This window comes from Streptomyces radiopugnans (genome assembly GCF_900110735.1).
Classification (GTDB): domain Bacteria; phylum Actinomycetota; class Actinomycetes; order Streptomycetales; family Streptomycetaceae; genus Streptomyces; species Streptomyces radiopugnans.
This window is the reverse complement of record NZ_FOET01000002.1, coordinates 389,047-409,883: the sequence shown is the minus strand read 5'-3', so window position 1 is coordinate 409,883 and position 20,837 is coordinate 389,047. Positions and strand designations below refer to the sequence as shown.

The window sequence follows — 20,837 nt, the reverse complement described above, 5'->3', positions numbered from 1 at the left end:
CTCCTCTCGTGCGCGCGGGCGGGTGCGCGGGCCGGTGCGGCGGCGGGCGCACCGGAGGGTCAGCGGGAGGCCTCGGCCAGCGCCCCGGCCCCGCGTTCCGCGCCGGGTTCCAGGTGGTACACCGCGAAGGCGCGCCGGATGACCGGCTGGGCGACGTTGCGCACCCGCACACCGCCGCTGGTAATACCGTGCTCGGTGCCCGCGTGAGCGTGCCCGTGGACGGCCAGGTCGGCGCCCGCCGCGTCCACCGCCTCGGCCAGCAGGTAGCTGCCCAGGAAGGGGTAGATCTCCAGCGGCTCGCCGGCGAGGGTGTCGGGCACGGGGGAGAAGTGCGTCAGGGCGATCCGTACGGCGCACCCCCGCCGGTCCAGCTCCTCCAGCGAGGCCCGCAGACCGTCCGCGCAGCGGCGGGTGTAGCGGATGAACTCCTTCATGATCGGCTCGCCGAACTCGCCGCCGCTGCGCCCGGCGAACCCTCCGCCGAACCCCTTGGTCCCCGCGACGCCGACGCGGGTGCCGTTCACCTCCAGGACCGTCCCCTCGCCCTCCAGGACGGTCACGCCCGCGTCCCGCAGCACCGCGGTGACCTCCTCCGGGCGCTCGTCCTGGTGGTCGTGGTTGCCCAGCACGGCGATCACCGGCACCCGCAGGTCCGCGACCTCCTCGGCGACGACCCGCATCTCCTCGGGCGTGCCGTGGCGGGTCAGGTCCCCGGCGAGCAGCAGGAGGTCGGCGCAGTCGGGCAGGGTCTCGAAGGCGGGGCGCAGCACCCCCTTGCTGTCCGGCCCCATGTGGATGTCGCCGACGGCTGCGATGCGGATCATGCCAGCTCCTCAGGGCGGTCGGGGGCGGTGGGGTCGGCCACGACGATGTCGGTCCGTACCGGTGTGCCGCCCATCTCCTCCTCCGCGACGCGCACGACGGTGTCGCGGCACTCGGCGGTGGGGACGGTGCCGCTGACGACCACCGTGCCGCCGCGGGACTCGATGCGCATGCCGAGTTCGGCGACCTCCTCGCGGACGAGCCTCTCCTGCAGGTGGGCGATGCGGTACTCGGTGTTGTCCGCGCCGCTTGTCCGGTTCCCCCGGCTGGTGTCGGGCTCCGTCATGGCCGTCCTCCACGGTCGTCGTCCTCCGGCGAGATGACCTGCAGGCGTTCCAGCAGGTAGAGAAAGGCGTCCGGCATCGGCGCCGAACCGCACTCGCGCCGCACCCGGGACCAGTCGACCTTCTCCCGGAGGGCCCGCGCGATCGGCAGCACGGCGCCGAAGTCGCAGTGGTGCTCGGTGAAGGCGTTCAGCAGGCTGGCGAGCAGGTCGGTCACCGACAGCACGGGCATGCGGACCGACTCCACGGGCAGTTCCTCGGCCCGCCCCAGCAGTTCGCGGGTCACCGGCTGCCGCGCCAGCTCGAAGATCAGGTCGATGTCCTGGCCCATGCACCGGGCCTTGAGCAGCCAGTCCTCCGGCGGGGTGTACACCTCCAGCCCGGCGTCGCGGAGCGTGGCGGCCACCGTGTCGGCGTCCTCGGGGAGGATGCAGAAGTCGGCGTCGTGCTGGAGGTTCCCCGGACCGCCGTGGGCGTAGACGGCGACGCTGCCCGCCAGGGCGAAGGGGTGTCCGGCGCCCTTCAGCAGGGACGCCACCTGCTTGGTGGCCTCCAGAATGGCCTGGGTGAGGTTCGGGGGCAGCTCCTCGAGCCCCTCGTCGGTCTCCCGGCGGTCCTGCCCGCCGCCGGTCCCGGTCGCCGGGCGCGTGGCGGCCGGTACGTTCCGCTCGGCCGGTGCCGCCTCGCCCGGATGCTCGGTCACAGTCACTCCGCTCTCCAGGTCGTCTCGTCGTTCCCCACCGCCGCTACACCGCGCCGCCGTCCTGGCGGACCGCCGGGGGCCGCGGGGTGCCGGTCCGGCCTCCTCGGTCGTACGGCCGACCGGGGCCGGAGGCTTCCACGAGAGCACCGGTACCCGCCGTCGTCCGTTCGATACCGGCCGATACCGGGCGCACCGGAGCGGACCGGCGGGGCGGACGGGAGAGGTGGACACGCCGAGCGGGCAGGCAGGCGGCCCGCCGCGGGGGCGGGCCGCCTGCGGGCGGTGCGCGGAGTCCGGCCCGGGCTCCGCGCACCGCGGTGCCTCAGCGCGCGGTCGGGGCAGGGGGTGTCACGCGCCGCCCCCGGCGCCGGTCTCGCACTTCTTCCAGGCGAGCTGGTAGACGGTGTTGACGGCGCCGTCGGTGGAGTCCATGGCGATGAAGCTCGTGGTCTCCGCGGTGTTCGAGGTGCCGCCGCTGACCCGCAGTTCGGTGTTGATGTTGAAGTTGCGGATCTCGCCGCACGGAGCCCACACCAGGGCGCCGAGCTCGGTGACGTCGTTCGCCTGCCAGTTGTCGTCGAACGGGCCGTTGAAGCGGTGGACGCCCTCGTTCGTCTCGGCCTGGCCCTGGAAGTAGTAGTGCGCCTTCTGGGTGGCGGTGGCGCCCTCCTCCAGGTAGGCGTAGCCGCGGTAGTTCACGCTGGCGATCGCGTAGGTGAAGCCCTGCGGGACGCGTACGGCCAGGTTGAGCTGGCAGTTCTTCCGAAAATCGGTCGGTCTGGCTCCGACGCCGACCTGGGCGAGGTAGTCGCTGTAGGTCACGGTGAAGGCGGTGTTGTCGGGGGAGACGGCCACGGCCGCCGTTCCCAGCGGACACCCCGAGCCGTTGACCGTGACGACGTCGATCACCATCTTGTCGGTCGGCGCGTCCTCGAACGACGGGTTCGGGGCGACGATGCTCGAAGAGAGCGACGAGGCGAATAACGCCGCGATCGCACCGCCCACGGCAAGTGCTCCGGACATGGTTCTCCAATCAAGCGTTGTGGGGCGCGACGGGAAAGGAAAACCCGACGCGTTTGCCGAATGGAACTGACCGATTCGCGTGACCGCGTGACCGGTACGCACCGCGGGCAGGAGGCGCGTGAGCGCGCGTACGGTGCGGAAGGCGGGCCGGGGGAGGAAATCGGGGGAGCCCGGGGGAGCGGCTCCCCGTGGAATCCCGGACGCCGGGCGCGGCGGATTCCACGGGGACTGGGCGCGGGCCCGTGCCGTCCGGCCTGCCGGCCCCGGGGCGGTGAGCTTCCGGGCTTTCCGGGGTCCCCCTCCGTCCGGGGCCGCCGGCGCGGGTGGCCGCGTGCCGCCTGCTCCCGGCCACCCGCACCGGAGTGCCGGGAGCACGGCATGCCCGGAGTGGAGCGCGGCCGTCCCCGGAGGGGACGCGCCCTCCCGCTCGCGGACGGGCCGGGCGCGGCTACGCGTTGACCGCTGGGGTCAGCTTTCGCACTTCTTCCAGGCGATCCGGTAGACGGTGTTGACGGCGCCGTCGGTGGAGTCCATGGCGATGAAGCTGGTGGTCTTGTCGGCGGACTGGCCGCCGTCCACCCGCAGTTCGGTGTTGACGTTGAAGTTGCGGACCACGCCGCAGGGCGCCCAGACCAGTTCGCCGATCTCGGCCCTGTCGGTGGTCTGCCAGTTGTTGTCGTACGGACCGGCGATCCGGTGCGACGACGAGGTGTTCTCGGCCGAGCCCTGGAAGTAGTAGTGCGCCTTCTGGGTGGCGGTGGCGCCCTCCTCCAGGTAGGCGTAGCCGCGGTAGTCGACGCTGGCGATCGCGTAGGTGAAGCCGTGCGGGACGCGCACGTCGAGGTTGAGCTGGCAGTTCTTCCGGAAATCGGTCGGCTGCGTGCCCACGCCCGCCGCGGCGAGGTAGTCGCTGTAGGTCACGGTGAAGGCGGTGTTGTCGGGGGAGACGGCCACGGCCGCCGTCCCCGCCGGGCAACCCGAGCCGTTCACCGTGTTGATGCCGACCTGGATCTTCTCGTCGGGGACCGTGGAGGTCGGTTCCGCGGTGAGCGCGGCGCCGGAGAGGGTCGAGGCGATCAACGCCGCGACCGCTCCGCCGGCCAGGAGGACTCCGGACATGATTCTCCAATCGTTCGTCGTGGACGCGGGGGAAAGGGACGGTCCCGGCTCCGTCGGTCCACGGGAGTTGAGGTGTGCGGGTGGTGCCATCCGGGCTCCCGGCTCCTCGGTGGTGCCGTACGCGCCGCCGCGCCCGGCGCCGGGGCGTCCGGCCGGGTCGCGGCCGGAGCGGTCCGCGGCCCGCGCGGACGGTGCGAGTGGTCGGGACGTGCGTCGGCGGTGCGGAAGGGCGGTACGGCGCCGCACGACCGTGCGGTCGGATGGAGCCACTCTTCCGCCGGCTCGCGGACGGGGGAGTGGGAGCGCTCCCAACATAAGGAGGGGCGGGTGGCCGGGCAAGGGCGCGGACAACGGCCGGATAACAAGGCCGAAACAAAACCCCGGTGCCCGTTACAGGGAATCGACATCCCCGCACATCGCATGTGGAAATTGTTCGGATTCCCTGGCGATCACTGGAACGGAGAACGCTTTCAGTGGTTTCCGGCCCGCTTTCCCCGGGCCGGCGGGACGGGTCCGCCGATGTTGTCCGATACTCAGCGAACGGTGTACCGGACGCGGCCCGGAGCGCCCGTCACCGCCGACGGGGCCCAGCGGCCGCGCCCACGGATTCACGCCACGGGGAATGCGGGGGGCGCCGGAGTAAGGGGGCGCGGGCGGGTGGAGGGGAGGCGGACATCCGTGTTCCCCGCCTCGGCCGGCTTGCGGGTGAATCCGCCGACGGCTTCCGGACTTGCCGGTGGAACATGCTCGCCGGAGCGGTGTCCGGCGCGCGGAACGGAGAATCTCCTTTCCGGGGGAGCGGTGTGGCCCCGGTGGCCCGGTGGCTCCGCAGGCCCGCGGGGCGCCCCGCCCCCTGCCGACGCGGCGCCAACTCCCTGCCATGCGGCGGAAGTTTCGGGGAATACCCCACCTGACGGAGTCTCCCGCCGCTGACGGAGGTGCACGCAGATGGTCCGGTCCGACAGGTCCACGCCCTCCCCGAGGTGGATGGCCCCGCTCCTGCTGGTGGTCCTCGTGCTGGCCGGAGCGCTGCTGGCCGGGCAGCTCCGTCTCCTGCCCGAACTGGGAAACCCGTTCGCCACCGAGACCGAGGACCGCACCGGCCCAGCGGTGCTGAAGTCCCTCAGGGACATGAGCCGCTACGAGGGCGCCTCCGGCACCTTCCAGGTCGTCGTCGACCTGGACAAGGACGCGAAGTTCCTGCCGGACGCGGTGCGCGGCAGCCGGACGCTGTTCGTCGGCACGGGCAGCGTCGGCGCGTACGTGGACCTGGGCGGTCTCGGCGAGGAGGCCGTCACGGTCACGGACGACCGCAGGGGCGCCACGGTACGGCTGCCGCACGCCAGGCTGGAGAAGCCCGCGCTGGACGCCGAGCGCTCGTACGCCGTCACCAAGGAGCGCGGCCTGCTCGACCGGCTCGGCGACGTCTTCTCCGACAACCCCGGCGACGAGCGGGAGGTCCACCGGCTGGCGGTCGAGCACATCGGCGAGGCCGCGAAGGAGAGCGGGCTGGCGAAGCGGGCCGAGGCGAACACCCAGGACATGCTGGAGAACCTGCTGCGCTCCCTGGGGTTCGAACAGGTCTCGGTGACCTTCGGCGAGGAGGGCGGCGGACGCGGCTGAGCGCGGGCGCCGGCGTACTCCCTCCGCTGCGGGGCCGGCACGGGGTCGCGGCGGGGTCCGTCGCGGGACTCGTCGCCTGGAGTGTCCCTGCCCGGGGGCTTCCTCCGTTCCCTCCCGGACGCGGCCCCGCTATCGTACCGACCGGCTGGTAGGCAGCTCCCGCCCGGCGGGCCGCCGTACGGCCCGGCGACGGGCGGCGGACCGCCCGACGGCCGCAGAAGCCGACCGGCCCGGTCCCGGCCGGGCCCCGCCGAGGAGGAACACGATGCCACGCGCCCTGTCCAACGGGATGGAACTGGAGTACGACACCTTCGGCGACCCGGACGGGCCGGTGCTGCTGCTCGTCATGGGCCTCGGCGCCCAGATGACCGCCTGGCACCCGGAGTTCTGCCGGACGCTCGCCGACCGGGGCTTCCACGTCGTCCGCTACGACAACCGCGACTGCGGTCTGTCCACCTTCGTGGACGACTGCCCGCCCCCGGACATCAGAGCCGTCCTGGCCGGCGACACATCCTCCGCCCCCTACCGCATCGCCGACATGGCCCGGGACGCCGCGGGCCTGCTCGACGCCCTGGGGGTCGACGCCGCGCACATCGCAGGGGCCTCGATGGGCGGCATGATCGCCCAGCAGTTCGCGATCGACCACCCCTCGCGGGTGCGCTCGCTGTGCTCGATCATGTCCACCACCGGGGACCGCTCCGTCGGCCGGGGCACCCCCGGGGCGCTGGCCGCGCTGGCCGCGCCGCCGCCCCGGGACCGGCGGGAGGCGGGGGAGCGGGGCGTGCGCTCGTTCTCCGTCATCGGCTCGCCCGGATACCCGGCCACCCCCGAGGAACTGCGCGAGCGTGCCGAGGCCGCCTACGACCGCTCCCCCCGGTCCGACGGTTTCGCGCGCCAGTACGCCGCGATCCTGGCCTCGCCCGACCGCACGCCGCACCTGCGGGCCGTCACCGCTCCGGCGCTGGTCGTCCACGGCGCCGACGACCCCCTCATCGACCGCAGCGGCGGCGAGGCGACGGCCGCCGCGATCCCCGGCGCCGAACTCCTGGTGGTCCCCGGCATGGGGCACGACCTCCCCGAACAGCTCTGGCCGCTCCTGGCCGACGCCATCACCCGCAACGCCGCCCGCGCGGACGGCCGCGTCACCGCCCCCGCCGCTTTGGACGCCGCCTCCGCGCTCTCCCCGGGCGCGGGAGCGGACAGCCCCGGACACGGCGGCTGAAGGCTCCGCGAGGGCCCGGGGAAGGCCCCACGAAGGCCCCGCCCGGACCCCTTCGGGACACCCGTGCCGCCCGGGCTTGACCCTGACACCGTGTGAGGCCCTGGAGTGGGAGGCGTCATGTTCACCATCGGAGACTTCGCCAGGCACGGCCGCGTGTCGGTCCGCATGCTGCGGCACTACGACGCGATCGGGCTGCTGCGCCCCGCCCGGACCGATCCGGTCAGCGGTTACCGCTTCTACGAGGCGGGACAGCTCGCCCGGCTCAACCGCGTCATCGCGCTGAAGGACCTCGGCTTCACCCTCGAACAGGTGAGGTCGATCCTCGACGAGCGGTTGGGCACCGAGGAACTGCGCGGGATGCTCAGACTGCGGCGGGCGGAACTGGAGGACGCGGTGGCGGCCGCCACCGCGCGGCTGGCCCGGGTCGAGGCGAGGCTCCGGACGATCGAGAGCGAGGGGCGCATGCCCACCGAGGACATCGTGGTCAAGAGCATTCCGCCGGTGCGGGTGGCCGAGCTGACCGGCATCGCCGACGGCTTCGGGCCCGAGCACATCGGCCCGGTCATCCAGCCGCTGTACGACGAGCTGTGCCGCCGGCTGGAGCGGGCCGGTGTGGAACCGGCCGGGCCGGGCATCGCCTGGTACGAGGACGCCCCCGGCGGGGGCGGCGCGGTCGTCGTCCACGCCGGCGTCACGGTCGCGTCCGGGGCCGGCGGGGGAGAGGACTTCGAGATCGTGGACCTGCCCGGCATCGAGCAGGCGGCCACCATCGTCCACCGCGGCCCCATGGACCGCGTCATGCCCACCGCCCAGGCCCTGGCCCGCTGGATCGACACCGCGGGCCACCGCTCGGCCGGCTACGCGCGGGAGCTGTACCTGGAGTGCCCGCAGGACAGGGAGAAGTGGGTGACCGAACTCCAGGAGCCGATCACACCGGCCTGACCCCGTACGGCACCGGTGCCCGCTCCCGTCCCCGCCGCGAGGACGGGAGCGGGCACCGGACCGCCCCGCGCGCCGGTCACGGCCAGGAGGACTCGCTGCGCGGCACCACGACCACCTCGGGCATCACGCTGCCCTCGGGGACCGACAGCGCGCACATGACCGCGTCCGCCACGATGTCGGGGCTCTGCAGCTTGGAGGTGTCGGCGTCGGGGAAGCGCTCCGTCACGAACGGGGTCTCCATGCCTCCCGCGATAACCCCGGTGATCCCGATGCCGATGCAGTCGCGCTGCGCCTCCTTGAAGAGGGTGTGGGTGAAGGCGCGCAGTCCCGACTTGCCGGCCGAGTACGGGCCGGCCTCGGTCCAGGTGCGGTTGGAGGCCGTGGAAAGGATGTTGACGATGTGCCCGCCGCCGCGTGCCACCATGCGCCGGTAGGTCTCCAGGCACATGTACATCGGACCGAGCAGGTTGGTGGAGACCACCCTGGTGACCTCCTCGGCGGACAGGTGCTCGATCGGCTTGGAGACGTCCACCGCGGCGTTGTTGACCAGGATGTCCAGTGGCCAGGGGGCCTCGTCCAGCCCACGGAAGGCCGCCTCGACCGCCTCCGGGTCGCGGACGTCCAGCTCCAGGAAGCGGACGTCCGCACCCTCCTCCTCGCTGAGCCGGGCGCAGAACTTCTCGCCCTCCTCGCGGCGTACGTCTACCACCCGCACGGCGGCCTTGGCCCGTGCGAGACGACGGGTGATGGACGCGCCCAGACCACGGGCGCCGCCCGTCACCAGCGCGTTCCTGCCCTCCAGATCCAGCCGTACCGCTTCGCCCACGGTGCTGCCTCCTCACTCGGCCGCTGCGGCCGCTGTCGCGTCCGCGCCGGAGTGCCCCCCGGGCGGGGAGCCGAAACGGGCACGGCCGGACGGGGGCGGACGGGCAGCACCCGTTTCGCCCGGACGGAGCACCCCCGGGCGGGGCCGCCGCACCGGCGGCCGCGCCGGGGGCGATGAGTTCCGTCCGTCCGGCCGGTCTGCCCCGGTGACCCCCATGGCAGGAGGACCGGTCTTGGCAGCTCATGAGGAACCGCGGCCGCCCGGCGGGGAGACGGCCTCACTCGTACTGGCCGCCGAAGGCCCGGTCACCCGCGCCGACATACCGCTGCTGTGCGAGCGGCTGCACCGGGTACTGAACCGCACCCGGGCGGACCCGGTCGTCGTGGACACCGGGGAGTTCTGCGAGGCGGACATGGTCACCGTCGAGGCGCTGGCCCGGATGCAGCTCACCGCCCGCCGCCTTGGCCGCCGGATACGGCTGGGCAACGCCGACGGCGGGCTGCTGCGGTTCCTCGCCTGGACCGGGCTGGACGCGGAACTGCTCACCGCCGGCGCGGGCACCGGCGCGGTGCCGGACCGGGGGCGTTCAGCGGGGAGCGAGGCGCGGAGGCAGCCCGAACAGCGGGAACAGCCGCGCGGTGTCCAGGAAGGAGTTGAGCGCGGTGACCCGGCCGCCGGACACCTCGACGACCTGCAGCGCCCAGGGTGAGAAGCCGCCGTCCGGATCCGGCCGGTACTGCCCGAACGCCTGGCAGCCGTTCGCCGTGACCGGCACCAGGCGTGACCCCCGGCAGCCCGCGCCGTGCCCGGTGAGCCACGCCCGTATGTCGGCGTGGCCGCGCAGCCACAGCCCGTAGGGCGGCATCGACAGCGTCGCGTCGTCGTGCAGCACCGCGGTGAGGGCGTCGAGGTCGTAGGACTCGAAGGCGCTGACGTAGCGGGCGAGGAGGGCGCGCTGCTCCTCGTCCATCGAATCCGTGCTTCCGTCGGGGGTGATCTCACCGGAGGCGAGCGTGGCGCGGGCACGCTGGAGCGCGCTGTTGACCGACGCGACCGTGGTGCCCAGCAGCTCGGCGACCTCGCTCGCCCGCCAGGCGAGCACCTCGCGCAGGATCAGCACCGCACGCTGCCGGGGCGCCAGATGCTGGAGGGCCGCGATGAAGGCCAGCCGGACCGACTCCCGCGCCACGGCCGTCTCTGCCGGATCGCCGCCGTCGGGCAGGATCCGGCCGCTCGGCATCGGCTCTATCCAGGTGGCCTCCGGGAGGGCGGGCCCGGGCGGGTTCTCCGCCCCCGAGGGGGACGACAGGTCCATGGGGCGGGCGCGCCGCCGACTGCCTCCGAGCATGTCCAGGCACACGTTGGTGGCGATGCGGTACAGCCACGACCGCAGTGAGGACCTGCCCTCGAAGCGGTCCAGGGCGCGCCATGCGCGCACCATCGTCTCCTGTACGGCGTCCTCCGCCTCGAAGGCCGACCCCAGCATCCGGTAGCAGTAGCCCGTCAGCTCCACCCGGTGCCGTTCCAGCCGCAGCTCCGCCCGCTGCTCCGGCTCCGCGGGCTCGCGCGCGGCCGCGCCCTTGGTGCTGCTCGCCGTCGCGACGTCACTCATCGAGGCCCCCTGTGACCCTCGTCCGGCCCTCCGCCCGGCGGCAGGGGGGCGCGGCACACTTCCGGACCGGCCTGCCGAGTTCCGGCCGACCGCTTCCCAGCAAACCACCGGCCACTGACAATCGCGCCCCGACGCGGCACGGGTGTCCTCAGACCTCCGCCCGGTCGGCGTCGGGACTGCGGCGGCGACGGCGGCGGCGGGGCAGCCGGAAGCGGCGCTTGAACTCGTACAGCACCGGGTGCCTGTCCCGTTCCTCGCGGGTGTAGCGGTCCAGCTCCTCCGCCAGGCGCGTCGAGCGCTTCTCCACGTCCAGCTCGTCCAGCACCCGGTCGAACTCCGACAGCAGCGCCCCCAGCAGGTGCCACTGGCGCGGATGCTCCTGGACGCGGGCGAGCAGCAGGTGCGCGACCCGCTCGCGCCCGGCGCGTCCGGCCTCCATCTCGGCCGCCAGCCGGTCCTCCGCCTCCTCGGAACTGGCGCTGTCGCTGCTGGTGACCAGGACGGCGAAGCTCTGCACCGCCCTCGCGACGTTGCCGAACAGCTCCTCCACGGCCTCGGCCACCTCGTGCGGGAACAGCGGCTCCTCCTCGCGCGCCCTGGCCAGGTCGGTGAGGGTCCGCGACATCGCGCGCATCACGGTGGTGCAGATCTCCAGGGTGTCCAGGCCCGTCCGCAGCACGACCCGGGACAGCAGCGCCTCCTTGACCCGGGGGTTCAGGCGCAGGCTCTCCTCGGCCTGTACGAGCGCGGCGTCGACCTGGGTGATGTCGTTGTCCAGCCGCCGGGCCTCGTGGAGCCGGGCGGCCGCCCGGTGCACCGGCGTGGGGACGCCCAGCTGCTCGCCCATGAGCAGCAGCAGCCGCCGCATCCGGTCGGCCAGGTCCACCAGCGCCTCCTCGGCGGGCTGCACCCACACCGGAGGCACGAACAGGAAGTTGAACAGCAGGCCGACCGCGGCGCCGATCAGGGTCTCCAGCACCCGGCTCAGGGCCAGGTCCGTGGCGTGGGACACCCCCAGCACCAGCATGGCGCTGATCGCCACCTCGGGGATGAAGTCGCCGGCCCGCACCAGGTGCCCGACGGCCAGGGAGGTGAGGATGAGCAGGCCCAGGCTCCACCAGCTCAGGCCCACCAGGGCGCTGAAACCGACGGCGACCGTGACCCCGGCCACCACGGCGTTGACCCGGGTGATGCCGCTGGTGATCGTGGCGTAGAGGGTGACCTGGACGACCAGCAGCGCGGTCAGCGGGGCCAGCAGCGGGGCCCGGGCGTCGGTCAGCCAGAGGGCGGCGGCGTAGGCGAGCGTCGCGGCCGCCGTGGAGCGGAGGGCCTGGACGACCACCGGCTCCCTGCGCCGCCGCACCAGCTCGATCACGGGTTCGGGAACTTCAGGCACACTACGGCCCTTCCCGTCCGTGGAAGATCGATACCGGCCGTCCTCCCACCGCCCCGCGCTGCCGTCCTCCCGCCATCCCGCGCTGTCGTCCTCCGGCCACCCCGCCCGGCCGTCCTCCCACAGCCCCTCCCATCGCCCCACCCGCCGCAGAGCCCGGCCGCGCCCCCGGCAGTCCGCCCCACCCCGCCCCACCCGGGCGGAGTACGCCCGTCCGTCCGGCGGCGCGGAATGTCTGGGTAGGCGGGAACCGGGTAGTCGGCAGTGCCGCGGACCGGGCGTACGCGGGCGCACGGCGCCGGTACGGGCAGAGCGGGACGCGGCGGCCGGCCGGGCGAGGAGGCGGTGAAGGGCAGTGGGACCACCAGGGACGGCGGGGCGATGAGCGAGGCCGACCGGACACGGGAGCCCGACGTCCTGCGCGCGGTCTTCGACAGCCTGGGCGCGGGCATCTACGCCACGGACTCCATGGGCCGCCTGATCGCCGCCAACCCCCGGGCCGAGCGGATGGTGGCGCGGCCGTCGGCGGAGATGCTGGGCCATGACATGCACAATCTGCTGCACCGCGACGCGGACGGGGCGGAGATCCCCCGGGAGGACTGCCGGATGCTCGCGGTCCTCGCCGACGGCCGTCCGCGCGAGGGGGGCGACGAGTACCTGCTGCGGGGCGACGGCACCACCCTCCCGGTCATCTGGTCGGCCGCCCCGCTGGAGCTGCCGGGGGAGCCGACCGGCCTGGTCCTGGCCTTCCACGACTTCAGCGTGCGCAGGGCCGCCGAGCGGCAGACGGCCGCCTACCTGGAGGCGCTGGAGGCCCTGACCACCAGGCTGACACTGGTGTCGGAGGTCTCCTCCGTCCTCATCTCCAGCCTGGACGTCCCCCGGGTGCTCCGGAAACTGGGCCGGATGCTGGTGCCCGGCCTGGCCGACTGGACGGCGGTGGACATGCTCACCGATCAGCAGGACGAGGTACGGCGCATCGCCGTGCACAGCGGGGCGGACCCGGCGGCGGCCGGGGAACTGGAGGGAGTCCTGCCGCCGCTGGCGGAGTCCGCGGGAGCGGGCCTGGTACGCGCCCTGCGCGACGCCGAGACGGTCCTGCTGGACGCCCGGGACCTCGCACGCGAACCCGACGCACCGCTCATCGCGGCCCACCGCAGACTGTTCGAACGGCTCGGCGGGCACAGCGCCGTGGTGGTGCCGCTGCACAGCCGCCGGCGGGTCTTCGGCGCCTTCACCGCGGCGCGCACCGGGGACTCGCCCCCGTACACCGACGACGAGGTGATGGTGCTCGCGGACATCGGCCGCCGGGCCGGGCTGGCCGTGGACAACGCCCGCCTCTTCGATCAGCAGAGGCACGTCGCCGAGAGCATGCAGCGCCAGCTGCTGACCCCGCTGCCCCAGGTCGACCACCTGCTGATGGCCGCCCGCTACCGCCCCGCGCAGGTGGCGGCCGAGATCGGCGGGGACTGGTACGACGCCTTCCTGCTGGAGGACGGGGTCACCACGATGGTCATCGGGGACGTGGCGGGCCACGACCTCCAGGCCGCCGCCCACATGGCCGAGGTCCGCAACATGCTGCGCGCCCTGGCCTGGGACCGCAGGGAGCCACCCAGCGTGATCATGCGCCGTCTGGACGAGGCGATGACCAACACCAGCGACGCGCCCATGGCCACCGTCGTCTTCGCCCGTATCGAGGGCCGTGAGGGCGGGCCCTGGCGGCTGCACTGGGTCAACGCCGGGCACCCGCCGCCGCTGCTGGTCGCACCGGACGGCGGCACCCGCTTCCTGGACGCCGGCCACGGCCCCCTGCTGGGCATGAGCGCGACCCTGAACCTGGGGCTGCACTGGCCCGACGCCTACGAGGACCTGCCGCCGGAGGCGACGGTGGTGTTCTACACCGACGGCCTGGTGGAGAGCCGCACCAGGCCGATCGACACCGGCATGGAGCTGCTGTGCCGCCACGCCTCCGCCCTGGCCCGCCACGGTCTGGAGGAGTTCTGCGACGAACTGCTGGAGCGCATGGACCCCCGCGGCGACGACGTCGCCCTGCTGGCCCTGCGGCTGCCGCGGTACGGGGAGGGGGCCCCCGGCGACCACACCCCGCCGCCGTCGCGCGGCGAACCGGTGCGCAGCCCGGCGGACCCGTCCAGGTCGGCCCCGGGAGCCGAGGCGCTGGACGCGGACGAGGTCTTCACCCGGGCGCCCCGCGGGCCCGACCGGCCACCGCTGCCCTGAGAGCCCGATCCCGCGGCCGTACGGGCGGCCGGGACCGCGGGGCACCCGGACGCAGGGCCTCGGCGCCCTCCGCCGCCCCTCCTCCGGTGGGAAGACGACCCGGGCACGCATTCCCGCCGCCTTCCCGGGGTACCGCGTGGCACGGCCGCACGGCACGCACGCACGGCACGGAGCAGGCAGGGAAAGGACGCGCATGGACCGGATCGCCGACATCTGGGGACCCCGCACACCGCACGCCAAGGGGACGGTGTGGCCCGCCCGGGTCGACCGCCATCTGGAGGAGGGGGTGGCCGAGGAGGACGTCGAGCGCTGGGTGCGCTCCGCCTGCGTGCTGTGCAGCAACGGCTGCGGCTGTGAGATCGCCGTCAAGGACGGGCGCATGGTCGGGGTGCGCGGAGTGGCCACGGACGTGGTCAACCACGGGCGGCTCGGGCCCAAGGGCCTGTACGGGAGCTGGTCCTGGGCGAACAGCGCCGACCGGCTCACCCGGCCCCTGGTCCGCGAGAACGGCCGCCTGACCGAGACCGACTGGGAGACCGCGATGGGCCGGATCGCCGAGGTCTCCCGGTGGCTGCTGGCGGAGAAGGGTCCGCTGTCCCACGGCTTCTACACCACCGGCCAGCTCTTCCTGGAGGAGTACTACACCCTGGCCGTGATCGGGAAGGCCGGCCTGGGCACCCCGCACATGGACGGCAACACCCGGCTGTGCACGGCCACCAGCGCCGCCGCCTTCAAGGAGTCGTTCGGCACCGACGGGCAGCCCGGCTCCTACACCGACATCGAGCACTGCGACGCGATCTTCCTGTTCGGCCACAACATGCCCGAGACCCAGACGGTGCTGTGGATGCGCGTACTGGACCGCACCCGCGCCGACGACCCGCCGAAGGTGGTGTGCGTCGACCCGCGCCGGACCAAGGTCGCAGAGGAGGCCGAGCGCACCGGCGGCGTCCACCTCGCGCCCCGGGTCGGCACCAACATGGCCCTGATGAACGGCCTGACCCGGGAACTCTTCGCAGGCGGCTGGGTGGACGAGGAGTGGGTGGGGCGCCACACCCTGGGCGTGGAGGAGCTGCGCGAGACGGTGGAGCCCTACACCCCCGAGGAGACCGCCCGGATCTGCGGCGTGGACGCCGGCGACGTACGGCGCGCGGCACGGATCTTCGGGGAGAGCGAGCGGGTGCTGTCCACCGTGCTCCAGGGCTTCTACCAGTCGCACCAGGCCACCGCCGCCGCCGTGGCCGTGCACAACCTGCACCTGCTGCGCGGCATGATCGGCCGCCCGGGCGCCGGGGTGCTCCAGATGAACGGCCAGCCCACCGCGCAGAACACCCGCGAGTGCGGCGCCGACGGCGACCTGCCCGGCTTCCGCAACTGGAGCAACCCCGCGCACGTCCGCGAACTGGCCGAGCTGTGGAACGTCGACGAGCTGACGATCCCGCACTGGGCTCCGCCCACCCACGCCATGCAGATCTTCCGCTACGCCGAACAGGGCTCGGTCGGGCTGCTGTGGATCTCCGCGACCAACCCGGTCGTCTCCATGCCCGAGTCGTCCCGCATCCGGAAGATCCTCGGCGGCGACCAGTGCTTCACGGTCGTCCAGGACCTCTTCCTCACCGAGACCGCCGAGCTGGCCGACGTGGTGCTGCCCGCGGCCGGCTGGGGCGAGAAGACCGGCTGCTACACCAACGTCAACCGCACCGTGCACCTGTCCGAGAAGGCCGTCGAACCGCCCGGCGAGGCCAGGAGCGACCTGGACATCTTCCTGATGTACGCCGACGCCATGGACTTCCGCGACAGGGACGGCGCGCCGCTGATCAAGTGGCGCACCCCCGAGGAGGCCTTCGACGCCTGGCGCGAGTGCAGCCGCGGCCGCCCCTGCGACTACAGCGGCCTGTCCTACGACAAGCTGCGCGGCCCCACCGGCATCCCCTGGCCCTGCACCGAGGAGCACCCCGAGGGCACCGACCGGCTCTACGCGGACGGCGTGTTCAACACCGATCCCGAGTACTGCGAGACCTACGGCCACGACCTGCTCACCGGTGGCACGGTGACCCCCCAGGAGTACCGGGCCAAGGCTCCGGCCGGGCGCGCCCACCTCAAGGGCGCGGCCTACGTGCCGCCCCACGAGGAGCCCGGCGAGGAGTACCCGCTGCTGTACACCACCGGGCGCACCGTCTACCACTTCCACACCCGCACCAAGACCGGCCGCTCCCGCGAGCTGAACCGGGCCGCGCCCGACGCCTGGGTGGAGCTGTCCGTCCCCGACGCGCGGCGGCTGGGGATCGCGGAGGGCGACCGGGTGCGGGTGGAGTCGCCGCGCGGAGCGATCGAGGTACGCGCCCGGATCGGGCACGTGAGGGAGGGCGCGGTGTTCGCGCCCTTCCACTACGGCCGCTGGGACCCGGACGAGGTGGCGACCGACGGCGCGCCCCGGCAGGCCAACGAACTGACCATGACCATTTGGGACCCGGTGTCCAAGCAGCCGTACTTCAAGACGGCCGCCTGCCGGGTGGTGAAGGTCGCCGACGGCGACGGCCCCGCACCCGCGCCCACCACGACCGCCTCGGAGCCGGCCGGCGGTTCCGTACCGCCGACCCGGGGCGGACCGGAGGCGGACACCTCCGCCGAGCCCACCGCCACCCCCGACTATCCGTGCGACCCCGCCGTCACCCACGAGGCACCCGGCCACATCGCCGAGGTCGCCGCCCCAGGGAGGTCCTGATGCCCCATCTGGCCGTCTACGTCGGTCTGCTCCACCGCAGCGAGCAGACCCTCGCCGATGCCCTGCGCACGGTGGGGGAGGGACATGCCGCGGAGGGCGACGTCTACCACACCTGCGACACCCTGGCGAAGATGAGCGAGGAGCACGTCCGCCGCCTGGGACCCATCGCCCGCCGCTACGGCGAGCAGGCCGCCGGCGAGGACGTCGAGGAGCCCGAGCGGCTGCACGCCGACGGACTCGCCGGAGTCCGCGAGGGGCCCGTCGGGCTGCTGCGCGACCTCCAGGACCTGTACGTGCTGGGCACACTCGTCCAGACGACCTGGACCGCCGTCGCCCAGGCGGCCCAGGGGGCGCGCGACCGCGAGCTGCTGGAACTCGCCCACGCTTGCGAGGGGGAGACGGGCCGCCAGCTGTCCTGGCTCAACACCCGGCTGAAGGCGGCGGCCCCGCAGGCGCTGCTGGTCGCGACCTGACACCGGGCGGGCCGGGGAGCCGCCTTCGCCGGACCCCGCCGGACCCCGCCGGACCCCGCCGGACCCCGCCGGACCCCGCCGGACCCCGCCGGACATCGGAGGGCCTCGCCGGCCCTCCGCCGCGCTAGCCGGCGGACCCGTTCCCCCTCCCCGGGGTGGATTCCGTTGAGGGGGAATGGAGTTCGCGGCCGAGCGCGGCCCGTGCCGCGGCGATGTACGCCGAGGCGCGGGGCAGCTCGCGGAAGGTCCCGGCCATGGTCTCCAGCACCGCGGACAGGGCCTGGACGGGAAGGTTCCGGGCGGCCATGATCCGGCCCGTCCACACGGTGAAGCCCTCGAACAGCCCCGGATCGTCGACGTAGAGCGCGGCCACCAGGTACTCCACGACGCGGTGGAGGTCCTCCACGGTGTACTCCCGCTGACGTCCGGTGCACTCCCGCGACCGCGGGAACCGTTCGGGCAGCACCGCCATGACCTCGTCGACGAGCCGCCGGCTGGCCTCTTCGACCAGGGCGTGCTCGCGGTCGGCCAGGTGCGGCAGCGCCTCCTCGGCGGTCGGGGGGAGCGCGGACGGGGGCGCGATGCCCGCCGCGAGGCGCTCGGCCGCGCCGCGGGCGCTGCCGGCCCAGGCGTCGGCGCCCAGCAGACGTGCGTAGCGGCCGCCCGGGCCGAACCCGGCCCCTCCCGCCAGCACGGGCACTCCGGCGGCCCGGCAGGCGGTGACGGCCGCGTGGGCGACGGGAAGCCGCACGGGCAGGGAGCACGACAGGGCCACCGCGTCGGGGCCGGTGGAGTGCAGATGGGACACCAGATGCCGGGTGGACACATGGGCCCCGAGGAAGTCCACGTGCCAGCCGCGCAGCCGCAGCACCTCGGCGACCAGCCGGGCGGGCAGCGTGTGCCACTCGCCGTCGGCGCAGGCCACGGTGACCCGGCCGAGCCGGGCGGGGACCCGGGCCGCCGGATGGGCGGCGACCGCGGTGACGGCGCGGTCGCTGACGGCGGTGGCCGCGTGCTCCTGGGCGACGGTGAGCCGGTTCTCCGCCCAGCGGACGCCGACCCGCCGCTGCGCGGGCGCGATGACCTCCAGCAGGACGTCCTCGGGCGCGAAGCCCCGGTCCAGGGCCTCGTTTACCTGGGCGACGGCGGAGTGCTCGTCGGCGTTCTCCAGTGCCGCCCAGAAACTCTCGGCCCGGCTCCCCAGGGGCTCCGCCCCCGGGCTCACCGCTCCTCCCCGGAGCGGACGGCCCCGCCCACCGCGCTCAGCGGGGTGCGGTGGGCCGCGGTGACGGCCACCAGCGCGATGTCGTCGTGCTCCCGGCCCGCCAGCCACTCGGAGGTGAGCATCCCGACGCGCTCGACGACGGCCAGGGCGTGCAGCCCCGCGCAGGAAGCCAGTGCCTCGGCCAGGCGCTCCTCCCCGAACATCTCGCCGTAGGGCCCGCCCCTGGCCTCGGTGACGCCGTCGGAGTACAGCAGGCAGGTCTCCCCGGGCAGGAGCACGGTGGAGCAGGTGGTCGCGGACGCCTCCGGCAGCACGCCGATCAGCGTGCCCGAGGTGCGGGCCGCCTCCACCGTCCCGTCGAGCCGCAGGAGCAGCGGCGGCGGGTGCCCGGCCGAGGTCAGCCGCAGGGCGACCCGGCCGGTGGCGGGATCCGGGGCGCCGAACGAGGCGAGCACCAGGGTGACGAACCGGTCCTGGGGGCCGCTCAGCAGCGCGCGGTTGAGCAGGTCCAGCAGCCGTACGTGGTCGGACTCGACCAGCCGCAGCGCCGTGAGCGTGTTGCGGATCTTCCCCGTCAGGACGGCCGCCTCCGGGCCCTTGCCGGCCACGTCGCCGAGCACGATGTCGGTGTCCCGGCCGGGCCCGTCGGCCGGGTGCACGTCGTAGAAGTCGCCGCCGACGCTCTGGGCGCTCTGGGCGGGGCGGTAGGCCCCGGCCAGTTCCACGCCCTCCGGGTGCGGCAGCGCGGGCGGCAGCAGTTCGCGCTGGAGCACGGCGACGGTGGCGACCTGCTCCGCGTAGAGCGCGGCGGCCGAGATCGCCGCACCGGCACGGGCGGCGAAGATCCGGGTCACGGCGTCCTCGCCCGAACCCGTGTCCTCGCCCGAACCCGTGTCCTCGCCCGGATCCGCATCCTCGCCCGGACCGGCGCTCCCGCCCCCGGCACGGCGCAGCAGCACCATCGCGCCGGCGATCCCGCCGCTGCCCGGCAGCGGGACGACCGTCAGCGAGGCCGGGCGGCCGAACCCGGAGGGCAGCAGCCACGCGGGGACCCGGCCGGGATCGACCGAGCGGAAGGACACCGGGGGGAAGCCGGCCAGCGCCTCGGCCAGCCCCGGCATCTCCTCCACGGCCGCGGACGGGGTCTCCTCCTCCAGCCGCCCGTCGGAGACCGCCCGGGTCACCTCCGGGCGGCGGTCCCGCGACAGGCGGACCACGACGGCGGCGTCGGCGAGGTGGTCGGCCGCCAGCCGGGCGGTCGCCACCACGCACCTGCGCGGGTTGAGCGACGCCTGGAGCCGGGCGGAGGCCCGGGCCAGGAACGCGGTGCTCTCCCGTTCCGACCGCAGCGACCGCTCGGCGTCCTCCCGGCCGGTGACGTCCGACAGCCACCAGGCGGTGTGCCCGTCCGGCAGGGGAGCGGCGTACGCGGTGAAGGCGCGCCCCCGAAGGGGGCCGTGCGCCGCGGCTGCCGTCGCCGTCCCGGCCGTCCCGGTCGCTTCGCCCGTCCCGACTGCCCCGGTCGTCCCGGCCGCCCCGGCGTCCTGCCCGCGGTGTCCGCCGCGTACGGCGGAGACCAGCCAGCCGGGCGCCACGCCGTCGTCCAGCGGGACCCCGGGGACGAGACCGGGCAGCAGCACGCGCGCCGCGGCGTTCACCAGCGACACCCGCCCCCGCCGGTCCACGGCGACGAGCGGCGCCGGCGCCGACTCGACCGCCGGCCCGGCCGGAGCGCGGTGGTACGCGGCGGCGGGCCCGCCACCGCCGGCCTGGGCGTGCGCGTCCCCGGAGACGTCCGGGGAGAGAGGAGGATTGCTCACGGAAGAACAAGGGCACGGCACCCGCGGTGCTCCGCCCGGTCCCCCCTTCGACGGTCGGCACAGGTGGACATTTGCTCTACGTCAACGATCTCGCGGAGGGGGCGACAGGCGCAAACCCACCCCACCGCGCCCCCGCCCGCGCGGTCCTCGCGGACCCTGCTCGCCGCCACCCTCCTCCCGTACCCCCGGGCCGGGCCCTCACCCCGGTTCCCGGGAGCGGGGGCCGCGGTCGGAGGCGGGCCACACGTAGGGCAGGTCCGGCGGCACGTCCGGGAACAGGGGCGCGTAGTGGCCGGGGTCCTTGCGGACCAGGGAGGAGCGGTGGCTGCGGTGGAAGGACGGCTCGCCCAGCCAGGGCGGCAGCTCGCCGGCCGCCTCCAGCTCCTCCTGGGAGCGGGGGACGGCGATGCCGGTGGCGTGCCGCAGATCGGTCAGCATCGTCGCCTCGCAGGTGTCGGCACGTCCCGCCAGGCGCCAGTGGCGGCAGATCTCCATGCCGTAGCGGACCAGCGCCTCCTCGTACCCCGTCCACATGCGCACGGCCGGGTGCCGGGCCCAGCCGTAGCCGGGCACGGTCAGGGCGCGCAGCACCTGCAGGGCCTCCACCCGCTGCTTCCCCAGCCGCCGGGCGTCGAGCACACGGGCGGTCCCGGCGAAGTCGGGGAGCGGCAGGAACGTCTGCACGGTGTCCCATCCATCCCTTCCGTCCCCCTCGGCGCGGACTGCGATCATCGCAGTCCGCGCCGCGCGCCGCAGTCCGGGGGCGGCCGACCGGGTGCCCGGCCGGCCG

General features: G+C 74.4%; 17 protein-coding genes and 1 pseudogene. 7 read left to right on the top strand and 11 right to left on the bottom strand.

Features of this window, described 5'->3' with window-relative positions:
• Positions 1 to 59: 59 nt before the first annotated feature.
• From BMY40_RS06655 to BMY40_RS06635, 5 genes are all read right to left on the bottom strand, one after another.
• Entirely contained in the window at positions 60 to 824 is a 765-nt protein-coding gene (locus BMY40_RS06655) for a metallophosphoesterase family protein (protein WP_093656420.1), read from the bottom strand.
• The gene (locus tag BMY40_RS06650) at positions 821 to 1,108 is read right to left on the bottom strand and encodes a BON domain-containing protein (RefSeq protein ID WP_093656418.1); all 288 of its coding nucleotides are present in this window, start codon (positions 1,106 to 1,108) and stop codon (positions 821 to 823) included. Before BMY40_RS06650 ends, BMY40_RS06655 begins: the two co-directional genes overlap by 4 nt.
• On the bottom strand, positions 1,105 to 1,809 hold the full coding sequence (locus BMY40_RS06645) for a nucleotidyltransferase family protein (protein ID WP_093656416.1): 705 nt from the start codon (positions 1,807 to 1,809) through the stop codon (positions 1,105 to 1,107). Before BMY40_RS06645 ends, BMY40_RS06650 begins: the two co-directional genes overlap by 4 nt.
• Before the next feature lie 348 nt (positions 1,810 to 2,157).
• Positions 2,158 to 2,832 carry a DUF4360 domain-containing protein gene (locus BMY40_RS06640; protein ID WP_093656414.1) on the bottom strand — a complete coding sequence of 225 codons (675 nt, stop codon included), beginning with the start codon at positions 2,830 to 2,832 and terminating at the stop codon, positions 2,158 to 2,160.
• Positions 2,833 to 3,300: 468 nt separating this feature from the next.
• A complete protein-coding gene (locus BMY40_RS06635) occupies positions 3,301 to 3,951 on the bottom strand; it encodes a DUF4360 domain-containing protein (protein ID WP_093656412.1) in 651 nt (216 codons plus the stop codon).
• Positions 3,952 to 4,938: 987 nt separating this feature from the next.
• On the opposite strand from BMY40_RS06635, the gene BMY40_RS06630 reads away from it, so the two are divergent.
• The 3 genes from BMY40_RS06630 (at position 4,939) to BMY40_RS06620 (ending at position 7,738) form a co-directional block, all read left to right on the top strand.
• Positions 4,939 to 5,574 carry a DUF4230 domain-containing protein gene (locus tag BMY40_RS06630; RefSeq protein ID WP_245769898.1) on the top strand — a complete coding sequence of 212 codons (636 nt, stop codon included), beginning with the start codon at positions 4,939 to 4,941 and terminating at the stop codon, positions 5,572 to 5,574.
• Positions 5,575 to 5,839: 265 nt separating this feature from the next.
• Positions 5,840 to 6,796, top strand: coding sequence for an alpha/beta fold hydrolase (locus tag BMY40_RS06625; protein ID WP_093656408.1), 957 nt, complete (start codon positions 5,840 to 5,842; stop codon positions 6,794 to 6,796).
• Between the two features lie 117 nt (positions 6,797 to 6,913).
• On the top strand, positions 6,914 to 7,738 hold the full coding sequence (locus BMY40_RS06620; protein WP_093656406.1) for a MerR family transcriptional regulator: 825 nt from the start codon (positions 6,914 to 6,916) through the stop codon (positions 7,736 to 7,738).
• Between the two features lie 76 nt (positions 7,739 to 7,814).
• On the opposite strand, the gene BMY40_RS06615 is transcribed toward BMY40_RS06620, so the two are convergent.
• Positions 7,815 to 8,564, bottom strand: coding sequence for an SDR family oxidoreductase (locus tag BMY40_RS06615; protein WP_093656404.1), 750 nt, complete (start codon positions 8,562 to 8,564; stop codon positions 7,815 to 7,817).
• Here BMY40_RS06615 and BMY40_RS29045 point away from each other — a divergent pair.
• Positions 8,485 to 9,084: pseudogene (locus BMY40_RS29045) on the top strand (STAS domain-containing protein); the annotation flags it as partial. The gene BMY40_RS06615 and the pseudogene BMY40_RS29045 overlap by 80 nt on opposite strands.
• A gap of 66 nt (positions 9,085 to 9,150) precedes the next feature.
• Here BMY40_RS29045 and BMY40_RS06605 read toward each other — a convergent pair.
• The gene (locus BMY40_RS06605) at positions 9,151 to 10,176 is read right to left on the bottom strand and encodes a sigma-70 family RNA polymerase sigma factor (RefSeq protein WP_093656402.1); all 1,026 of its coding nucleotides are present in this window, start codon (positions 10,174 to 10,176) and stop codon (positions 9,151 to 9,153) included.
• A 148-nt stretch (positions 10,177 to 10,324) separates the two neighbouring features.
• Entirely contained in the window at positions 10,325 to 11,572 is a 1,248-nt protein-coding gene (locus tag BMY40_RS06600; protein ID WP_093656400.1) for an FUSC family protein, read from the bottom strand.
• 378 nt (positions 11,573 to 11,950) lie between these two features.
• Between BMY40_RS06600 and BMY40_RS06595 the strand changes: the two genes are divergently transcribed.
• The 3 genes from BMY40_RS06595 to BMY40_RS06585 all read left to right on the top strand — a co-directional run bounded on the left by BMY40_RS06595 (position 11,951) and on the right by BMY40_RS06585 (position 17,002).
• On the top strand, positions 11,951 to 13,807 hold the full coding sequence (locus BMY40_RS06595) for a SpoIIE family protein phosphatase (RefSeq protein ID WP_093656398.1): 1,857 nt from the start codon (positions 11,951 to 11,953) through the stop codon (positions 13,805 to 13,807).
• 193 nt (positions 13,808 to 14,000) lie between these two features.
• Positions 14,001 to 16,529, top strand: coding sequence for a molybdopterin oxidoreductase family protein (locus BMY40_RS06590; RefSeq protein WP_093656396.1), 2,529 nt, complete (start codon positions 14,001 to 14,003; stop codon positions 16,527 to 16,529).
• A complete protein-coding gene (locus BMY40_RS06585; RefSeq protein WP_093656395.1) occupies positions 16,529 to 17,002 on the top strand; it encodes a hypothetical protein in 474 nt (157 codons plus the stop codon). Before BMY40_RS06590 ends, BMY40_RS06585 begins: the two co-directional genes overlap by 1 nt.
• Positions 17,003 to 17,126: 124 nt before the next feature.
• On the opposite strand, the gene BMY40_RS06580 is transcribed toward BMY40_RS06585, so the two are convergent.
• The 3 genes from BMY40_RS06580 to BMY40_RS06570 form a co-directional block, all read right to left on the bottom strand.
• Complete coding sequence (locus BMY40_RS06580; protein WP_093656393.1) at positions 17,127 to 18,227, bottom strand: cobalamin B12-binding domain-containing protein; 1,101 nt, start codon at positions 18,225 to 18,227, stop codon at positions 17,127 to 17,129.
• On the bottom strand, positions 18,224 to 20,047 hold the full coding sequence (locus tag BMY40_RS06575; RefSeq protein WP_093656391.1) for a PP2C family protein-serine/threonine phosphatase: 1,824 nt from the start codon (positions 20,045 to 20,047) through the stop codon (positions 18,224 to 18,226). Before BMY40_RS06575 ends, BMY40_RS06580 begins: the two co-directional genes overlap by 4 nt.
• Before the next feature lie 198 nt (positions 20,048 to 20,245).
• Positions 20,246 to 20,731, bottom strand: a complete 486-nt coding sequence (locus BMY40_RS06570) for an MSMEG_6728 family protein (protein ID WP_093656814.1) — start codon at positions 20,729 to 20,731, stop codon at positions 20,246 to 20,248.
• Positions 20,732 to 20,837 lie beyond the last annotated feature (106 nt).